The organism is Sphingobacterium haloxyli (assembly GCF_002980525.1).
In the GTDB taxonomy this organism is placed as follows: domain Bacteria; phylum Bacteroidota; class Bacteroidia; order Sphingobacteriales; family Sphingobacteriaceae; genus Sphingobacterium; species Sphingobacterium haloxyli.
Window position 1 is genome coordinate 106,248 of the sequence record NZ_PVBQ01000009.1, and the last position, 18,654, is coordinate 124,901.

Here is an 18,654-nt window from a genome sequence, read left to right on the forward strand (position 1 = left end):
TATGGCACGTAAGTTATTATTGGCACATATTGATGTTCCGGGAATCCATACTTTTGACGTTTATCGTCAAAATGGTGGCTATCGTGCAGTAGAAAAAGCACTCCGGACGATGTCGCCAGACGAGGTCGTGGAGGAGGTGAAGAAATCGGGACTTCGCGGACGTGGTGGCGCAGGGTTCCCCACCGGAATGAAGTGGGGTTTTCTGGCGAAGCCAGAAGGCGTTCCTCGTTATTTAGTCTGCAATGGAGATGAATCGGAGCCGGGAACCTTTAAGGATCGCTTTCTAATGACTCATATCCCGCACGCACTGATTGAGGGCATGATTGTTTCGAGCTATGCATTGGGCGCGAATACATCGTATATTTATATCCGAGGGGAAATGATGCCGCAGATTCGGATAGTGGAAAAAGCGATTGCGGAAGCGAAAGCGGCGGGTTTTCTGGGCAAAAATATTTTAGGAACGGGCTATGATTTAGAAATACATGTTCAACCCGGAGGGGGGGCTTATATTTGTGGAGAAGAGACGGCGTTGTTGGAATCGCTTGAAGGTGAACGGGGCAACCCGCGCATCAAACCTCCTTTCCCTGCGGTGGCAGGGCTATATGGTTGCCCAACGGTGGTGAACAATGTGGAGTCAATTGCGGCAACCGTGCCCATTGTGAATGACGGTGGAGAAGAATATGCAAAAATCGGTATCGAGCGCAGCACGGGCACGAAGTTAATATCGGCCTCGGGCAACTTGGTTCGTCCGGGAGTATATGAAATTGAAATGGGCTTGCCCATGGAGGAATTTATTTACTCTGATGAATATTGTGGAGGTATCCCAAACGGAAAGCGTCTAAAAGCGGTGGTTGCGGGCGGTTCATCGGTGCCGATTTTACCGACTCACCTTGCGCTGAAGACAGCCAACGGGGAACCTCGTCTGATGACGTATGAGTCGTTGGCGGATGGAGGCTTTGTAACGGGTACGGCGATGGGTTCTGGCGGGTTTATCGCGTTTGACGAAGATCAATGTATCGTGCGCAATACACTAAACTTTACGCGTTTTTATCATCACGAAAGTTGTGGGCAATGTTCTCCATGTAGAGAAGGAACTGGATGGATGGAAAAGGTATTGCACAAGATCGAATATGGATATGGAGATATTTCTGACATTGATCTTTTGTGGGACATCCAGCAAAAAATCGATGGACATACCATTTGTCCGTTAGGCGATGCATCGGCCTGGCCGGTAGCGAGTGCCATACGGCATTTCCGGGACGAATTTGAATGGCATATCTTACATCCGGAGGAGGCGCAGACAAGGAATTATGGATTGGTGACTGAGGGAGTGATGAGTAGTGAGTGACGGATGGAGAGTTAAAAAATAAACGATGGCAGACGAAAAATTTAAGGTAACGATAGATGGGATTCCGGTGGAAGTGGCACCAGGAACGACGATATTGAACGCGGCGCGTCAGGTCGGCGGGGATATTGTGCCTCCGGCGATGTGCTATTACTCGAAATTGGAGGGTAGTGGTGGAAAGTGTCGTACATGTTTGGTTAAGGTATCCAAAGGATCAGAAAAGGATCCTCGTCCGATGCCTAAATTAGTCGCTTCTTGCAGGACGACCGTGATGGACGGAATGGAAGTGCAGAATATTACTTCGCCGGACGTATTGGAAGCACGCAAAGGTGTGGTGGAGATGTTATTGATTAATCATCCATTGGATTGCCCGGTTTGTGACCAAGCGGGAGAGTGTAAACTACAGGATCTGAGTTATGAACACGGTGTGTCGCAAACACGGTATGAGTTTAAACGCCGCACGTTTGAGCCTATCGATATCGGCGATAATATAAAGTTACATATGAATCGCTGTATTTTGTGCTATCGCTGTGTTTACGTGGCGGATCAATTGACTAGCAAACGGGAACATGGGATCATTAACCGTGGCGACCATGCGGAAATTTCTACTTTTATCGAGAATGCATTGGACAATGATTTTATCGGAAATGTAATTGACGTATGCCCTGTGGGTGCATTGACGGATAGGACATTCCGTTTCAAAAGCCGCGTGTGGTTTACCAAGCCAGTAAATGCACACCGCAATTGCCCCACATGCTCTGGCAAAGTCACTCTGTGGTATAAGGGTGAAGAAGTTTTACGTGTCACGGCTCGTAAAGATGAATATAACGAGGTGGAAGCGTTTATCTGCGATACTTGCCGTTTTGAGACAAAGAAGACAGCCGACTGGGTATTGGAAGAACCTACCTCGATCAGCAAACAATCTGTCATCGATGCCAATCATTACGACGTGTTCAATCCACCGCCGGTGATCAAAAAGAACTTGCAGTTACAGGAAGCGAACGAGGAGCAGTTGGAAAGAACGGAACGTTTAAAATAAGCAAAGGAAACACATGGAAGGAGCTTTTATTTTAGAAAAATTGATTTTGGTGGTGGTGGTCTTTACGATTTCGTTGGTTATTGCGATGTACTCGACGTTGGCGGAGCGTAAAATAGCCGGGTTTATGCAGGATCGCTATGGGCCTAACCGAGCGGGATTTGGTGGGATTTTGCAGCCGCTCTGCGATGGAGGTAAGTTCTTTTTTAAAGAAGAAATTATTCCGGCAGGGGCGCACAAACCGTTGTTTATATTGGGCCCCACTTTGGCGATTATCACCGCTTGTATCAGTTCGGCCGTTATTCCGTGGGGACAAACACTAACCATTGGCGGACGCGAAGTGACCTTGCAGGTGGCTGATATCAACGTGGGCATACTTTATATTTTTGGCGTTGTAGCCTTGGGTGTATATGGTATCATGTTAGGCGGATGGGCATCAAATAATAAGTTTTCGTTAATGGGGGCTATTCGTGCGGCATCGCAAAGTATCAGCTATGAGATTCCGATGGGGCTTTCGATTATTGCTTTATTAATGGTGACGGGAACGCTGTCAATGGGAGAGATTGTTGCCCAACAGTCGGGATTTGTGAACTGGAATATCTGGGTACAGCCATTGGGATTTTTGATTTTTATGGTATGTGCTTTTGCGGAATGTAACCGGGTACCGTTTGATTTGCCGGAGTGCGAAACGGAACTGATTGGAGGATACCATACGGAGTATTCTTCGATGAAACTCGGTCTTTATATGTTTTCCGAATATATCAACATGTTTGTGTCTTCCGCGTTAATGGCAGCATTGTACTTTGGGGGATATAATTTCCCGTTCATGTACGAATTAGGCCTATCGCAGAACTGGATCACGATTATTGGTGTATTGGCTTTCTTCCTTAAAATCTTTGGTTTTATCTTTTTCTTCATGTGGGTGCGCTGGACGTTGCCCCGCTTTCGCTATGATCAATTGATGGGTCTGGGGTGGAAGATATTGATTCCGCTGGCGATAGCAAATATTGTGTTGACAGCAGTGGTAATCGTCGTGAAGGATACTTATTTTTGAGACTATGCAATCTTTATCAAATAGAAAAAAAGTTATCGAACAGAAACCCATGAATTTTTGGGAGCGTATGTACCTGCCTGCTATTGCGAAGGGGCTGGGTATTACGATACGACATTTTTTCAAGAAAATTCCGACGGTTAAATATCCAGAGGTGCAGCGATCTTATTCGAAGAATTTCCGAGGGCTGCATTCATTGAAGCGGGATGAAGAAGGGCGTGAACGCTGTACTGCTTGCGGTCTTTGTGCGCTTTCTTGTCCGGCGGAAGCGATTACTATGATTGCCGCAGAGCGGACAAAGGAGGAGGAGCATTTGTACCGGGAGGAAAAATATGCTGCAGTATATGAAATTAATATGCTGCGTTGTATTTTTTGTGGTTTGTGTGAGGAAGCCTGCCCGAAAGAAGCGATTTATCTGGACGGTCCCCATGTGACGGCGGAATATCTAAGAAAGGATTTTATCTACGGGAAAGACAAATTGGTCGAACCTGTATTTGACATTACGAAACTAAACCCGGAAAAAACGAACTAACATGTCCTTATTTTATTTTGTCGCTTTTGTCGCTATTTTTTTTGCGTTGATGACAATCTTTACTAAAAATCCTGTACACAGTGTGTTGTACCTGGTGGTTACGTTTTTTACGCTGACCGTTCATTATATTTTATTGAACGCACAATTTCTAGCTGTAGTCAACTTTATCGTATATATGGGGGCCATTATGGTGCTCTTTCTATTTGTCCTCATGCTGCTGAATCTCAATGGGGATACGGAACCCGTGCGATCCAATTTGGTGAAGATTATGGGTGTTATTGCAGGGATGTGTTTGTTTGCAACCCTTCTAGGTGCTTTTCGTGTAATTGAGCCATCAAATGAGGTCGTAACTGGCAATACGAATATTGGACTCGTAGAACACCTGGGAAATGTGTTGTTTAATGAGTTTTTACTGCCTTTTGAGATTTCGGCGATCTTATTGTTGATAGCGATGATCGGAGCGGTATTATTGGCAAAAAAGGAAGTTAAAGAGATTAAAAAAGCATAATGGAGAATATAGTAACGCAAATTCAAGGTGTTCCACTCAACCATTACATCATTTTTTGTAGTATCATTTTCGCTATCGGTGTTATGGGGGTGCTTATCCGTCGGAACGTAATCATTATCATGATGTCCATTGAGTTGATGTTGAACGCAGTCAATTTATTGTTGGCCGCTTTTTCGGCCTATAGGGGCGATCCGACAGGACAGGTGTTCGTTTTTTTTATCATGGCATTGGCAGCAGCGGAGGTGGCTGTTGGCCTTGCAATTATTATCATGGTATACAGAAACACCAAATCGGTGGATATTGAATCGTTAAGCAAGTTGCGTTGGTAATTAAATAGGAGAATTTTTAGTAACAAATTGTATGTCTGAATTAATCTGGCTGATCCCATTGATACCTTTTATAGGTTTTGTAATAAACGGCTTAATGGGAAATCGTATGCCGAAAGCGGTTACGGCCATTGTGGGCTGTGGGGTGGTACTCGCTTCTTTTGTATTAAGCTTGTTGGTTTACTTTGAGATCGCAGCTGCGCGCGCGACTGGTGCCTCGGGAGAAATATACGTCCATCTCTTTGACTGGTTTACGGTCGGTAAACTGCAGGTAGCGCTATCTTTCTTAGCTGATCCGCTGAGTGCTATTATGCTCCTGATTATTACGGGCGTTGGTTTTTTAATTCACCTGTATTCGTGTAGCTACATGGCTAGTGATGCAGGATTTGGAAAATACTTTGCTTACCTTAATCTATTCATTTTCTTCATGACCATCCTTGTATTAGGGTCTAATTACTTGGTGATGTTTATTGGATGGGAAGGCGTTGGGCTTTGTTCTTATTTGTTGATTGGATTTTGGTTCAAAAATGTTTCGTATGCTTCGGCAGCGAAGAAGGCTTTCGTGATGAATCGTATCGGTGATTTGGGCTTTCTCATTGCGCTATTTTTTATCTTAGAAACCTTCGGCAGCTTGGAATACGGAACTGTATTCGCCGCTGCAGCAGGCATGCCGATGGGTAATTCTATACTGCTTGTGATTACGCTATTATTGTTTCTTGCAGCGACAGGAAAATCAGCGCAGATTCCTTTGTTTACGTGGCTACCTGATGCCATGGCGGGACCAACCCCAGTATCTGCCTTAATTCATGCGGCTACTATGGTGACAGCAGGTATCTATATGGTCGTGCGATCGAACATCTTGTTTACGCTTTCGCCGATAACAATGGAGATCATGGCGGTTGTAGGGTTAGCAACGGCATTGTTGGCGGCGTTTATTGCGATTACACAAACTGATATTAAAAAGGTATTGGCATATTCTACGGTATCTCAGTTGGGATACATGTTTCTAGGCCTCGGGGTAGGTGCGTTCACCGGGGCTTTTTTTCATGTCCTGACACATGCATTTTTTAAGGCTTTACTGTTTCTTGGAGCGGGGTCGGTGATTCACGCGATGCACAATGAACAGGATATGCGTAAGATGGGTGGTTTAAGAACGGCGTTGCCCATCACGTTTATCACGATGTTAATCGGAACGATTGCTATTAGCGGTATTCCACCCTTTGCTGGTTTCTTTTCTAAGGATGAGATATTAGCACATGCATTTCAGCATCAGCCCTTTTTGTGGGTAATCGGCTTTTTGACCGCCCTATGCACTGCGTTTTATATGTTCCGTCTTTTGTATTTAACATTTTTCGGGAAGTTCCGAGGGACGGAAACGCAGAAACAACATTTGCACGAATCGCCTTGGCAAATGACGGTGCCGTTGATTGTCTTGGCGGTGTTGTCCGTGATCGGTGGTTTTATCAACATTCCGGAAGCTTTGGGCGGACATCATAACTTAGCGGTTTTCTTGGCTCCGATTTTTGAAGCGGGCAGTGAACATGCGGAAGCGCTGTCGTTAAGTCATAGTACGGAATACCTGTTGATGGGTGTATCCGCCGGCGGTGCCTTGATCATGGCTTTTGTTGCCTACAACCGATATGTAAGAAAAGAAGCGGTTCCGGTAGCAGATACGCAATCATCTAAAGGATTGCATAAATTATCCTTTCGCAAGCTATATGTGGACGAATTTTATAATGCCCTCGTTGTACAGCCGTTAAACAGATTATCAGTTGGTCTTTATAAATATGTGGACCGCCTGGGCATTGATGGATTCGTGAATGGGGTGGGTAACTTTTTTATCGGAACTGGAAAAGGTATAAGGCAATTGCAAAGCGGGCACGTAGGGTTTTATATTATGATGATGGTGATTAGTGTGATTGCTATTCTGCTTTATGCTGTATTTAGTACATAATTTTGACAATTAAACAATGAGTAACCTATTTATATTACTATTAGTACCTATTATTTCAGCACTAGTATTATGTTTCGTAAAGGATGTGGTACGGGCAAAATGGATAGCACTGATTGCCTCACTGCTTGAACTGGGGCTTTCCATCCCCTTTTTGTGTGGGTTTGTGCCGGATGCGAGTGTACAATTTGAACAGCGTTGGATGTGGGTGGAATCCTTAGGAATTCAGTTTCATATTGGCTTAGATGGTATCAGCCTGCCCATGTTGTTGTTGACAAATGGGTTGATTCCGCTCATTGTGTTGTCTTCATTTCGTAAGGCGCATAAAGGTAATTTCTTTGCGTTAATCTCTTTTATGCAAGCGGGATTATTGCTTGTATTTTTAGCGTTGGATGCTTTTACGTTCTATGTTGGATGGGAGGCGGCTTTAATTCCTATTTATTTTATCTGTGCGTTGTGGGGAGATGGCGACCGGATTCGTATTAACCTCAAGTTTTTTATTTATACGTTTTTTGGAAGCTTGTTGATGTTGGTGGCGCTTATCTTCTTATACAACCAGAGTGCTGCGCCAAGCTTTGAATGGAGCGCATTCGTAGCATTGGACTTGCCCGAGTCTACCCAACGTTGGGTATTTTGGGCATTTTTCTTCGCGTTTGCTATAAAGATTCCGATCTTTCCATTCCATACTTGGCAACCAGATACTTATACACATGCGCCTGCCGCCGGAACGATGCTGTTGGCAGGTATCATGCTCAAGATGGGCGTGTATGGATTGATCCGTTGGTTATTGCCTGTTGCTCCGCTCGGCGCGTTGGCTTATAGTCAGGTTATCATGGTTCTTTGCGTGATCGGTATCGTGTATGCTTCTATCATTGCTTTTAGGCAACAAGATGCTAAACGTTTGATTGCGTACTCTTCTATTGCGCACGTTGGCCTTATTTCCGCCGGTGTATTTTCATGGAACTCGGAAGGGTTGCAAGGGGCAATCATCCAGATGGTGAATCATGGTTTGAATGTGGTGGGGTTGTTTTTTATTATTGATATCTTACAGGAGCGGACAGGGACGCGTACGCTCGCGGAGTGGGGGGGAGTAGCGAGCAAAGCTCCTCGTTTAGCGGCCGTATTTCTCCTGATTTTGATGGGTGCAGTGGGACTGCCTTTAACCAACGGTTTTATCGGCGAATTTTTGCTGTTAAAAGGTGTGTTTGATTACGGCGTATGGTATGCTGTGTTTGGTGGACTAACTTTGATTTTGGGAGCTGTATATATGTTGCGTCTTTATCAGAAATCGATGTTGGGAGCTTTACCAGAACGGTATGTAAAGGTGGTAGATATTAAAGGGTATGAGTTATTAGTATTGGTAATTATTGCGTTTTTTACTCTATTTTTAGGGGTATGGCCGAAAGTGATTTTACAGCTTTCAGAAGCGTCGGTAACCAATTTATTGAATCAGATTAAATTTTAATTAGCGATTGTAGAATATTATGGGGGCAATTATTACATTGTGTATTTTGGGAATAGTGGTGTTGTATCTAGGCTTGTTCAAAGCGAAGAATGCACTCATTCCTGTAACCTTGCTGGGATTGGTCGCAACGCTAGGTTTTCTGGTGGCGGGATGGAACAGCGAAGCGCTGCCGCAGTTTCACGGGATGATGATTTTTGATCGTTTAGCTTTGTCTTTTTCTATCTTATGTGTGATAATTACAGGTTTTGTCATTTTGCTTTCTAGAGAGTATTTTAGGAACATCAGCAAGTATCTTTCTGAATATTTTTGTTTGATTATATTTTCATTGACGGGGGCTTTGCTCGTCAATGCCTACCATAACTTTGCGATGCTCTTTATTGGAATTGAGGTGATGTCAGTCGCTTTATATATCCTTGTGGGGATTCGGAAAACGGATCTTGCCTCTAACGAGGCGGCACTCAAGTATTTTTTGATGGGTGCGTTTTCTACGGGATTTCTTCTTTTTGGTATTACCCTCTTATATGGCGCTTCGGGCACATTTGACCTCACGGAACTACAAGCCTATGTACAGACATCCTCCGAGATTTCACCATTATTTTATGGCGGGGTGTTGCTATTGCTTTGTGGTTTATGCTTTAAGGTGGGAGCGGCTCCTTTCCACTTCTGGACGCCCGACGTATATGAGGGCGCACCAATATTGATCACTAGCTTTATGAGTACCGTTGTAAAGGTTGCTTCTTTTGTTGGATTCTTACGGCTTTTTAACACGGTGTTGATTCCATTGCACGACTTTTGGACGCCGGTGTTACTGGTGATTGTCATCATCACGCTTTTCGTCGGGAACATCACTGCCATGCTACAATCTAGCTTTAAGCGGATGATGGCCTATTCGAGTATTTCCCACGCAGGCTATATGCTGTTCGCTATCATCACTATCGGAGCGACTTCCGCATCCGGAATGTTGGTTTACGCAACCGCTTATTCGTTAGCTTCCGTGATTGCTTTTGGTGTGCTAATCCTGGTGAAACGTAGTATGGGCTCCGAGGACTTCGAGTCCTTCAATGGATTAGCGAAAAGGCAGCCGATGTTGGCCTTGGTATTGACGATAGCTATGCTTTCCCTCGCTGGTATTCCGCTGACAGCAGGTTTTATGGGTAAGTTTATGATGTTTAATAATGTGATGGGGACGTATAACATCACCTTACTGATCCTCGCTGTTATTAACGCTGCAATTGGTGTGTATTACTATTTGCATGTGGTGGTCAACATGTATTTCCGTAAACCAGAGGAGGAAGTAACAGCGCAACATGTACCGACGAGCTACAAGGTGGTGTTGGTTGCTGCAGCTGTCTTGACGCTGATTATCGGGATTTATCCAGATAGTATTTTACGATTCCTATAATTCTTAATCGCCACGCCAACGCTGGTGGTATAAGTAGTGTCTGGATACGACGGTTTGTATATTTATTTTTGTATAAAACAAAAAGTCTACTATCTTTGTAGTGTATTCAGAATTGCACTACTGTGCAATGCCAACCGAGTGTAGTCACCACGGTGGAACGATAATACGGGCATAGTCCAAAATAAACGTCGTCTTCCCGATTTTCTGAATACAATTTATGGTTAAACGCTTTAATTCTAAATTGTATGGACACAAGAAACGAACTTTACAACCACCTTATTAAACGATTTCAAGACTACAGCGCTGAAGAATTGGTGCAACTTAATAACGAGCTGGTATCCGGAAAATGGGGAACAAATCGAGGGACTTTTCGTACGGCAGTCTTAAATGCGCTGTCCAAGAAGGGAGTTGATCTATCTGCTATTGTGCACCGTTGTGATGGTTTTACGGCGATACAGATTGTTCCTGTGGCACTGGCAGAAAACAATGTGCTCATTCCGCTAGCGGAGTAAGGCCGAATCGCGCCATACAAAGGCGAATGCGGCGTGGCCACGCTATGATAAAAAAATCAATTTCATTTTAATCTTATTGTACAAATTGTATCTTTATGGCAGTGCCATTTTGAATATGAGGAGAATAAGCTTGCTGAAATTGTTGATATTGATATTTACTCTCGGCGTTGCTGCACAGCATGGCGTGGCTCAACAAAAAATCATCGGAACAGTTGTTGATGGCGTAACAGGACAAGGTGTTCCACAAGCGAGCTTAAAGCTGCGGGGAACGGCGGATGGTACTTCATGTGATTCTTCTGGACGATTTTTTTTGGCGACAAATGCCCGGTTACCGTTGCAACTCGTTGTATCCGCTATAGGATATGAGGAACTACTTGTGTATGTCGACACGCTACGGGAACATTTACATATTGCGTTAGCGCATGATAAAAATGTAATCGATGCGGTAGAAGTGTCGCGCCGGCAGAAATATAGGAACCGAAATCCTGCAGTTGATCTTATTCATCAGGTCATCAAGAACAAGCGTTCTAATCGTTTGGAAAGCCAACCACGGGTCTCTTTTGAGCAGTACGACAAATTGCAGTTTGGACTCGTAAACCCATCAGCGCAATATAATAAGCGAATGGGAAGCTTAGGTTTTTTCTTCGATAATGTGGACACATTGACATCGCCTGGAAATAAGCTGCTTACCATTTTTATGCAGGAACAGCTTAGTGATGTATTTTCTAAGAACGATCCCAAAGCGTTTAAAAAGCGGGTGAAGTCTATCAAACAGACTGATTTTGACGATCGGTATGTAAATAATCATAACATACAGTCCTACTTATCTTATCTTTTTCAGGAGGTAGAGATTTATGACGACAATATTTTTTTGATTAACAAGTTATTTCTAAGTCCGATAGCGGACAATGCCCCAGTTTTTTATAAGTACTACATCGTGGATACGATTAATACAGAAGAAGGGCGTTTAATCGAATTAAATTTTGAGCCGCGAAACAAAACTGACCTATTGCTTAGTGGTAAGCTGAGGATTACAACCGACGGTCGTTTCGCAGTGCAGGGTGCCAGGTTACGTGCAAATAAAGAGGCGAATCTAAACTGGGTAAATGACATAACCATTGATTTGCAATTTCGGCCAAACGAGGAGCAATATATGTTTCTGGTGCGTAGTGATGTAGACATCATGTTTGGTACGAACAGAAACGATGCGGTTTATGGTCGTAAGACGACGTACAATTATGATTACGACTTTTCTCCATCGTTCTCTGACGATGTCTTTAAAGGGGCGCCTACAGAGATATTGACGTCGGCAAGGGATAATGAAAAGCTTGTTCATCAACAACGTCCGGTGCAGCTATCGCCTGTAGAAAACAGGGTCTACACGAATGTTGATTCACTAAACAATAACCGTACATTTCGAACGATGCTTGCTGCTGGCTATTTGTTGGCACAGGGATTCTATCCGGCTGGACCTGTTGAATTTGGACCGCTGGAGTATTTATATTCAAGGAATAATATAGAGGGCAATCGGATACGGCTAAGTGGACGGACCACATTGGGTTTTTCGGAAAAGCTGTTTATCGAGGGATATTTAGCGTATGGAACACAAGATGGCAAAATGAAGTATTTTGTTCGGCCAACGTTTTCGTTAAACGGTGAATCTGTGGCTACTTTTCCAGCACACTACTTGCAAGTGGCGGTACAGCATGATATTTTCGATCCCGGCAGGATGCTTGGTTTTAAAAAGGGAGATAGTTTTTTTCAGTCTATACGCAGTAACCGCCCGACGAAATGGATGGATACCTATGCGTATCAACTTAAGCATCTAATTGAATTTGGCAACCACGTGAGTCTGCAGAGCTCTTTTATCCATCATCGTAGGAGAGCGATTGGTGATTTGGAATTTGTTTCTTCCGGAGATGAGCCCGTCGATATAGCTCATATAAATACCAACGAATTGGAATTTATACTGCGGTGGGCCCCAAAAGAAAAGTTTTATTATCGTAACTTGACTAGGCGTACAATTGTAGAGAAGTACCCGGTGTTTACGCTACAGTATAATCGTGGACTGAAAGGGTTTTGGAGTGGAGACTATGCTTTCGACGCGATGCGTGCTTCGGTGTCGAAACGTTTCTTTCTGAATCAATTGGGCTTTGCTGATATGACGTTGAGCGGGGGGAAAATTTGGGGCACCCTGCCTTATCCGTTATTGGAAATGCCGAATGTATTCCGAGATGAGGATACTCGGCATGAAATAGACTTTTCGATGATGCGTAGTATGGAGTTTGTGGCGGATGAATATGTCCGTCTGGCATTTGAACATCAGCTTGAAGGATTTATCTTAAATAAGATTCCGTTAATCAAAAAGCTTAAACTGCGAGAGCTTTGGGGAGCGAAAATGTTTTATGGTCGGCTGAGTGATGTTAATAACCCTTATCTTAGCAAAGATGTGGTTCATTTTGACACCGACGCTGATGGAGATATCATGACGCACATGTTTGATAATAAGGTTCCGTATTGGGAGGGCAAAGTAGGCATTGACAATATTTTCCGTTTATTGCGGGTTGAGTACATACGGCGGCTAAACTATACGGCTTTGCCGAATGTCGACAAAGACAGGTATCGGGTCAGCCTTCATTTAAATTTTTAATACTATGCGACCATCATGATTTATCCTTTAAAAATAATTTATTACGATGAAAAAGACACCTACTTATTTTCTATTGGACATCAAAAATAATACGGCATATATCACTGTGAATAGGCCGGATAAGTTGAACGCACTGAATACGCTTGTCTTAAAAGAACTTTCCGAAATTTTAACAACATTGGAAGCAAATGAAGACGTGCGGGGTATCATCCTAACCGGTGCTGGAGATAAAGCGTTCGTTGCCGGTGCCGATATCAAAGAATTTCAAGAGTTTTCGTCTGATGAGGCGTGGCAATTATCAAAATCCGGGCAAGAAGAGGTTATGGATAACTTGTATACGTTTCCCAAACCGGTAATTGCGGCGATTAATGGATTTGCGCTCGGGGGAGGATTAGAATTAGCGATGGCATGCCACATCCGTGTAGCAAGCGAAGAAGCGAAGATGGGGCTTCCAGAGGTTTCTCTGGGGATTATTCCGGGATACGGTGGTACACAGCGATTGCCGCAGCTTGTTGGACGGGGAAAAGCGTTAGAAATGATCATGACGGGCGATATAATCGAGGCGAAAGATGGGTTACAGTGGGGCTTAGTTAACCACGTGGTACCGCAGGGGGAACTGATTTCTACCTGTGAAAGGCTTTTGGAAAAAATGTACCAACGGTCGAGCTCGGCAATTGCTGCGGCTATCCGCGCGGTGAATATAGGGCTTATGGAACCGGAAAGGGGTTATGAAGAAGAAATGGATGCTTTTGCAAATGCCTTTGATACGCCAGACTTTCAAGAAGGTGTAGCCGCTTTCTTGGAAAAGCGAAAACCAAACTTTTAGAATATTTGTTCCACAGTTAATATAGATACTATTAACTGTATGAGCAATCCCGTTTTCTCACAAAGAGAGAGAAATATTATTATTCTCTTAATTGTCCTAACCCTGGGCGGTATACTCTTATACGCCACACGCGGGATTTTTGGAGCTTTTCTCGGTACATTGGTTATGTATACGCTGTTTCGTAAACTCAACATTTTTTTTATCGAGAAATGGCGTTGGCCTAAACCGCTGGCGGCTGGGGTTATTATCATTCTATCCATTTTTATTATCGTCCTCCCTTTTTTTGGTATTGGAAGCATGCTGGTCCGAAAAGCGTTGGAATTACAGGAAAATCCGGCCTGGATAAAGCAGATTATCGATGCCGTAAACCAATTTGCTGGTGACAAATTGGGAAAACCGGATTTGCTACAAGAACAGCTCGAATCGAGCGCTGCTTATTTTGGTAAGTTGCTGACGGCCGTTTTGGGCGGAGCGGCAAACGTATTTCTGGAAATAACCGTGATGTATTTCATTTTATATTTCCTGTTTGTTAATTATCGAGGCTTTGAAAACGGCATATTATACTATTTGCCGTTTGATGAGGAGCAGGCGGTGGTATTTAGCTCTGAGTTGAAAAATATTACATATTCCAATATCCTCGGGCAGTCAATTATTGCTATTGTTCAAGGTGGATGTCTCGCTATCGGGTTCGTGATTTTTGACGTTGGCGACCCGTTGTTCTGGGGCGTAATTTGTGCTATCTTATCTTTCATCCCCCTTTTAGGACCGCCACTGATTTTTGTGCCCGCTGTGCTGGTCTTATTTTCGCAAGGGAACTCCTGGCAAGCGTTGGGTCTACTCGTTTGGGGGTTTGGATTGGTGATTAATATTGATAATATACTGCGCTTTATCATCAGCAAAAAAGTAGGCAATATTCACCCATTGATTACCGTGATAGGAGTGATTATCGGGTTGCCTTTATTTGGCTTGATGGGATTGGTTTATGGCCCCTTGTTATTGTCTTACCTCCTTATCGCAGTGAAAGTATATAAAGCGAATAAACGTCTGTCGCTTCAAAAAGAGCAGTTGAAGGGAAATAAAGACTGAAAAATATCCCGCCATGACGGGATATTTTTTATGTTACATTTTCAATAGTCTTTCAGGGAATTGACTAACATTTTCTAGCGTGAGTTGTTGCATCACTTGATATAGCTGTGCTTTAAACAGGTTGATGGTATGCTCGCCACCTTCGTCGCCTAACGCACCGACACCGTACATAAAAGGGCGCCCCATAAAATTAAAATCAGAACCTACGGCATGGGCGCGGGCCAGATCGACACCGGAACGTATACCACCATCTAGCATAATTTTTATCTTCTCTTTGTAGGAGGGATTGCTGGCGAGGTGTATTAGTGAATTAATAGAAGATTCTCCTGCGTCTATTTGGCGGCCGCCATGATTGGATACAATCACGCCGTCAGCACCAATGCTGATAACTGCCTCCATATCTTCGTCGCTCGCAATACCTTTCACCACGAGTGCTCCTTTCCAAATATCGCGGATGGCTTTTACTTTTTCGATGTCTACCTTACCCGTGAAGGTACGGTCCATAAATTTGCCTAGCTGTGCAAGGTCGAGCCCTTTTTCCATATAAGGTTTTAAGGTCGCAAAAGAAGGTATACCGTGCTGTAACGTTTTAATGCCCCACAGTGGCCGCATCATAGCTTGCGTAATGTTGGAAATGTTCATTTTCGGCGGCATGGACAAACCGGCTTTGATTTCGCGATAGCGAAGACCGAAAGATGGAACATCTACCAAGACGACTAGTACAGGACATTCCACCGCTGCTAGACGGCGCAAGATATCATCCCGAAGCTTGTTTTCGGTCGGGTGGTAAAGTTGGAACCACGCCTTCCCCTCTGAAACTTCGGCGATACGTTCAATACTACTTGTTGATACCGTGCTCAAGGTATATGGTATGTCATTTTTGGCAGCTGCTTTAGCTAGAATTTCTGGGGCATTGGGCCACATCAGCCCTTGTAGACCGATGGGGGAGATACCAAAGGGCGCGCTGTACCGTCTACCAAAAAGTTCTACAGACATGTTGATATCGCCAGAGACCCGAAGGTACTGCGGTTTTAGTACAATGTTGTCGAAATCACTTTCGTTTTTTGCTAAGTTCCACTCTTCGTTACAACCTCCTTCGAGGTAATCAAATGCAAATTTGGGAATTCGGGATTTCGCTTTTGCTCTTAAATCGACGATAGACGGATATTTTGAATTATATCGATATACGATTTTCTTACTCATCTTTGAAACGGTATTTTATTATAGCGGAGCGAATATACAGACTATTTTGTTAATTACCGTCCTGTTGTGTGTCGCTTTAGTCTATACTTTTTGCGTTCCTTTTTATACAAAAGGAACATAAAAGAAAATTTTGTTAAATTCCTTTTTATTCTTATCTTGGCTTCGCTTATAGAGAAAGGCCGAGGGAGTAGACCCGCTGAAGCCTTAGCAACCTGTCTCTTGACAAGGTGCTACATTCTACTCCTGATTGGGAGAAAGATAAGCTGAGCACACTCTTCCTGGTGTCCTTTTCTCCAAAGCAAAAAAGATAAGAAAAATTAACACAACAACAGATATATTATGTTATTAACAAACAATTTAGGCTACCCGAGAGTGGGTGCATTCCGCGAATTGAAAAAGGCCAATGAAGCTTATTGGGCTAAGAAAATCGGCGCGGAAGAACTATTGCAAGCAGGACTTAAAATCCGTGAAGGCAATTGGAAGACACAGAAAGAGGCAGGTATCGACTTGATTCCATCCAATGACTTTTCTTTTTATGACCAAGTATTGGATTTGTCTCTAACAGTAGGCGCTATTCCAGCTCGTTACAGCTCGCTGTTAAACAAAATTGATCGCCAATATAATTTAGACTTATATTTTGCGATGGCACGCGGATTCCAAGAGGAGGGTGTGGACGTCACGGCGATGGAAATGACTAAATGGTTCGATACGAACTATCACTATCTTGTTCCGGAATTTACGAAAGATCAAACGTTTAAATTGACGTCGGAGAAATTCTTGAACGAGTACAACGAGGCTAAATCATTGGGTATTGAAACAAAACCTGTATTGATTGGCCCGATAACTTATCTTTTAATAGGTAAAGAAAAGGAAGAGGGCTTTAATCGTATTGATTTAATTGATAGATTATTGCCTGTTTATGAGGAGATCTTAGCAAAGTTGGCTGATGCAGGTGCACAATATGTGCAGATCGATGAGCCGTTCTTAGCATTGGATATTGATGATGCTACACGCACTTTATACGGTAAAGTGTTTGAAAAATTGGCTACTGCAGCTAAGGGCATCAAATTGATTGCGGCAACTTATTTCGAAGCTCTCCGCGACAACGAAGAAACGGCGGTGAACTTACCGGTTCATGCGCTTCACCTTGATCTTGTTCGTGGAGAAAATCAACTAGATACTGTTTTATCAAAAGTTCCTGCATCTTTGACACTTTCTTTAGGGGTTGTTGAAGGGCGAAACATCTGGAAAAACGACTATGAAAAATCGTTGGTGAAAATCAGACAGGCAGTAGATGCATTGGGAGCTGACCGGGTGTGGGTTGCCCCCTCCTCGTCGTTATTGCATGTTCCGTTTGATTTGGATAACGAGGATAATGAAGAATCTTTGCCAGCTGAGGTGAAGAACTGGTTGGCTTTTGCAAAACAAAAGTTAGCCGAAGTGAAAGACTTGGCGGTGTTGGCTGATGGTGAAGCGGATGCAAAAACCACTGAGCGTTTTGAAGCGAACAAGGCGGCTGCGGAAAGTCGTCGTACTTCACCGTTGATCCATAGACCGGAAGTGAAAGAGCGCACCGCGAATATTACGGATGACGATGCGACTCGTACGTCTCCGTTTTCCACTCGTAAAGCGGCGCAGCAGGCGAAATTTAATTTGCCGGCGTTTGCTACGACGACAATCGGGTCTTTCCCGCAGACGAAAGACGTCCGTAAGTGGAGAGCAGACCTGAAAAAAGGTGCGATTACGCAGGAGCAGTACGACAAAGAAATTGCGGAAGAAACCGAAAGAACTATCCGTTTGCAAGAAGAACTGGATATTGATGTGTTGGTACACGGTGAGTTTGAACGTAATGACATGGTGGAGTACTTCGGCGAGCAATTGGCTGGCTATGCGTTCACGAAAAATGGATGGGTACAGTCTTATGGCTCCCGTTGTGTAAAACCTCCAATTATTTATGGTGATGTTTATCGCCCTGCGGATATGACGGTTCGCTGGTCTGCGTATGCACAGTCCTTGACAGATCGCCCTGTAAAAGGGATGTTGACTGGACCGGTTACTATTTTGCAATGGTCATTTGTACGTAACGACCAACCCCGTTCGACAACGACTTATCAAATTGCTTTGGCTATTTTGGACGAGGTGCAGGCATTGGAAAAAGCGGGTATCAAAATCATCCAAATTGATGAGCCAGCTATTCGGGAGGGACTTCCTTTGCGTAAAACCGATCAGCAAGATTATTTGAACTGGGCTGTTCGAGCGTTCCGTGTTTCGTCATCCAATGTGGAAGATGATACTCAAATCCATACACACATGTGTTACTCGGAGTTCAATGATATCATTCAGGACATCGCGGCTATGGATGCTGATGTGATTACGATAGAAACATCGCGTTCACAAATGGAATTGCTTGATGCCTTTGCCGGAGATTTCAAATATCCAAATGATATTGGCCCGGGTGTGTACGATATACATTCGCCACGTGTGCCTAACACAGAGGAGATGGTGCACTTACTTCGCAAAGCGAAAGCCGTTGTGCCTGCTGAACAGCTATGGGTAAACCCTGATTGTGGTTTGAAAACCCGTGCATGGCCAGAGACGAAAGCAGCGCTTGAATCTATGGTGGAAGCAGCTAAGATATTACGCGCAGAATAGTATTCACGGTAATTAGTATTATAAAAGTAGACACGGCCCGCGGGATTTTTCCTCGGGCCGTTGTCTTGATAAACGTATGGTTAACACTTTTTTTACAATGGTAGGGTAG

The 18,654-nt window shown here is 43.8% G+C and carries 15 protein-coding genes and 2 riboswitches; of the genes, 14 read left to right on the plus strand and 1 reads right to left on the minus strand.

The genetic code is table 11. From position 1 onward, the window contains the following. Position 1: 1 nt before the first annotated feature. The 13 genes from nuoF (at position 2) to C5745_RS12920 (ending at position 14,690) form a co-directional block, all read left to right on the plus strand. Complete coding sequence (gene nuoF / locus C5745_RS12860; protein ID WP_105717418.1) at positions 2-1,348, plus strand: NADH-quinone oxidoreductase subunit NuoF; 1,347 nt, start codon at positions 2-4, stop codon at positions 1,346-1,348. Between the two features lie 25 nt (positions 1,349-1,373). Next, positions 1,374-2,384 (plus strand): 2Fe-2S iron-sulfur cluster-binding protein, encoded by a 1,011-nt coding sequence (locus tag C5745_RS12865; protein WP_105717419.1) that lies wholly within the window; start codon positions 1,374-1,376, stop codon positions 2,382-2,384. 13 nt (positions 2,385-2,397) lie between these two features. Next, on the plus strand, positions 2,398-3,435 hold the full coding sequence (gene nuoH / locus C5745_RS12870; protein WP_105717420.1) for an NADH-quinone oxidoreductase subunit NuoH: 1,038 nt from the start codon (positions 2,398-2,400) through the stop codon (positions 3,433-3,435). Positions 3,436-3,439: 4 nt separating this feature from the next. Then, positions 3,440-3,964 (plus strand): NuoI/complex I 23 kDa subunit family protein, encoded by a 525-nt coding sequence (locus C5745_RS12875; RefSeq protein ID WP_105717421.1) that lies wholly within the window; start codon positions 3,440-3,442, stop codon positions 3,962-3,964. Position 3,965: 1 nt separating this feature from the next. Then, positions 3,966-4,472 (plus strand): NADH-quinone oxidoreductase subunit J family protein, encoded by a 507-nt coding sequence (locus tag C5745_RS12880; RefSeq protein WP_105717422.1) that lies wholly within the window; start codon positions 3,966-3,968, stop codon positions 4,470-4,472. After that, a complete protein-coding gene (nuoK, locus tag C5745_RS12885) occupies positions 4,472-4,801 on the plus strand; it encodes an NADH-quinone oxidoreductase subunit NuoK (protein ID WP_105717423.1) in 330 nt (109 codons plus the stop codon). The genes C5745_RS12880 and nuoK overlap by 1 nt, the downstream gene beginning before the upstream one ends. Before the next feature lie 31 nt (positions 4,802-4,832). Beyond that, positions 4,833-6,752, plus strand: a complete 1,920-nt coding sequence (gene nuoL, locus C5745_RS12890) for an NADH-quinone oxidoreductase subunit L (RefSeq protein ID WP_105717424.1) — start codon at positions 4,833-4,835, stop codon at positions 6,750-6,752. 16 nt (positions 6,753-6,768) lie between these two features. Continuing rightward, on the plus strand, positions 6,769-8,214 hold the full coding sequence (locus tag C5745_RS12895; protein ID WP_105717425.1) for a complex I subunit 4 family protein: 1,446 nt from the start codon (positions 6,769-6,771) through the stop codon (positions 8,212-8,214). A 19-nt stretch (positions 8,215-8,233) separates the two neighbouring features. Continuing rightward, on the plus strand, positions 8,234-9,616 hold the full coding sequence (locus C5745_RS12900) for an NADH-quinone oxidoreductase subunit N (protein WP_105717426.1): 1,383 nt from the start codon (positions 8,234-8,236) through the stop codon (positions 9,614-9,616). 97 nt (positions 9,617-9,713) lie between these two features. Continuing rightward, a riboswitch (SAM-I-IV-variant riboswitch) is annotated at positions 9,714-9,810 on the plus strand. 51 nt (positions 9,811-9,861) lie between these two features. Beyond that, positions 9,862-10,128, plus strand: coding sequence for a 5-oxoprolinase (locus C5745_RS12905; protein ID WP_105717427.1), 267 nt, complete (start codon positions 9,862-9,864; stop codon positions 10,126-10,128). A gap of 115 nt (positions 10,129-10,243) precedes the next feature. Further along, complete coding sequence (locus C5745_RS12910) at positions 10,244-12,778, plus strand: DUF5686 family protein (protein ID WP_105717428.1); 2,535 nt, start codon at positions 10,244-10,246, stop codon at positions 12,776-12,778. Between the two features lie 46 nt (positions 12,779-12,824). Next, the gene (locus C5745_RS12915) at positions 12,825-13,604 is read left to right on the plus strand and encodes an enoyl-CoA hydratase/isomerase family protein (RefSeq protein ID WP_105717429.1); all 780 of its coding nucleotides are present in this window, start codon (positions 12,825-12,827) and stop codon (positions 13,602-13,604) included. Positions 13,605-13,643: 39 nt separating this feature from the next. Continuing rightward, positions 13,644-14,690, plus strand: a complete 1,047-nt coding sequence (locus C5745_RS12920; RefSeq protein ID WP_105717430.1) for an AI-2E family transporter — start codon at positions 13,644-13,646, stop codon at positions 14,688-14,690. Between the two features lie 33 nt (positions 14,691-14,723). Here the strand turns inward: C5745_RS12920 and C5745_RS12925 are convergent, their stop codons facing one another. Next, a complete protein-coding gene (locus C5745_RS12925) occupies positions 14,724-15,893 on the minus strand; it encodes an alpha-hydroxy acid oxidase (RefSeq protein ID WP_105717431.1) in 1,170 nt (389 codons plus the stop codon). Positions 15,894-16,056: 163 nt separating this feature from the next. Beyond that, a riboswitch (SAM riboswitch) is annotated at positions 16,057-16,158 on the plus strand. Positions 16,159-16,232: 74 nt separating this feature from the next. Here C5745_RS12925 and metE point away from each other — a divergent pair. After that, complete coding sequence (gene metE / locus C5745_RS12930) at positions 16,233-18,545, plus strand: 5-methyltetrahydropteroyltriglutamate--homocysteine S-methyltransferase (protein ID WP_105717432.1); 2,313 nt, start codon at positions 16,233-16,235, stop codon at positions 18,543-18,545. Positions 18,546-18,654: the final 109 nt, after the last annotated feature.

Coding starts and splice junctions, on each gene's coding strand:
- nuoF (WP_105717418.1), top strand. CDS start 2: ATGGCACGTAAGTTATTATTGGCACATATTGATGTTCCGGGAATCCAT.
- C5745_RS12865 (WP_105717419.1), top strand. CDS start 1,374: ATGGCAGACGAAAAATTTAAGGTAACGATAGATGGGATTCCGGTGGAA.
- nuoH (WP_105717420.1), top strand. CDS start 2,398: ATGGAAGGAGCTTTTATTTTAGAAAAATTGATTTTGGTGGTGGTGGTC.
- C5745_RS12875 (WP_105717421.1), top strand. CDS start 3,440: ATGCAATCTTTATCAAATAGAAAAAAAGTTATCGAACAGAAACCCATG.
- C5745_RS12880 (WP_105717422.1), top strand. CDS start 3,966: ATGTCCTTATTTTATTTTGTCGCTTTTGTCGCTATTTTTTTTGCGTTG.
- nuoK (WP_105717423.1), top strand. CDS start 4,472: ATGGAGAATATAGTAACGCAAATTCAAGGTGTTCCACTCAACCATTAC.
- nuoL (WP_105717424.1), top strand. CDS start 4,833: ATGTCTGAATTAATCTGGCTGATCCCATTGATACCTTTTATAGGTTTT.
- C5745_RS12895 (WP_105717425.1), top strand. CDS start 6,769: ATGAGTAACCTATTTATATTACTATTAGTACCTATTATTTCAGCACTA.
- C5745_RS12900 (WP_105717426.1), top strand. CDS start 8,234: ATGGGGGCAATTATTACATTGTGTATTTTGGGAATAGTGGTGTTGTAT.
- C5745_RS12905 (WP_105717427.1), top strand. CDS start 9,862: ATGGACACAAGAAACGAACTTTACAACCACCTTATTAAACGATTTCAA.
- C5745_RS12910 (WP_105717428.1), top strand. CDS start 10,244: ATGAGGAGAATAAGCTTGCTGAAATTGTTGATATTGATATTTACTCTC.
- C5745_RS12915 (WP_105717429.1), top strand. CDS start 12,825: ATGAAAAAGACACCTACTTATTTTCTATTGGACATCAAAAATAATACG.
- C5745_RS12920 (WP_105717430.1), top strand. CDS start 13,644: ATGAGCAATCCCGTTTTCTCACAAAGAGAGAGAAATATTATTATTCTC.
- C5745_RS12925 (WP_105717431.1), bottom strand. CDS start 15,893: ATGAGTAAGAAAATCGTATATCGATATAATTCAAAATATCCGTCTATC.
- metE (WP_105717432.1), top strand. CDS start 16,233: ATGTTATTAACAAACAATTTAGGCTACCCGAGAGTGGGTGCATTCCGC.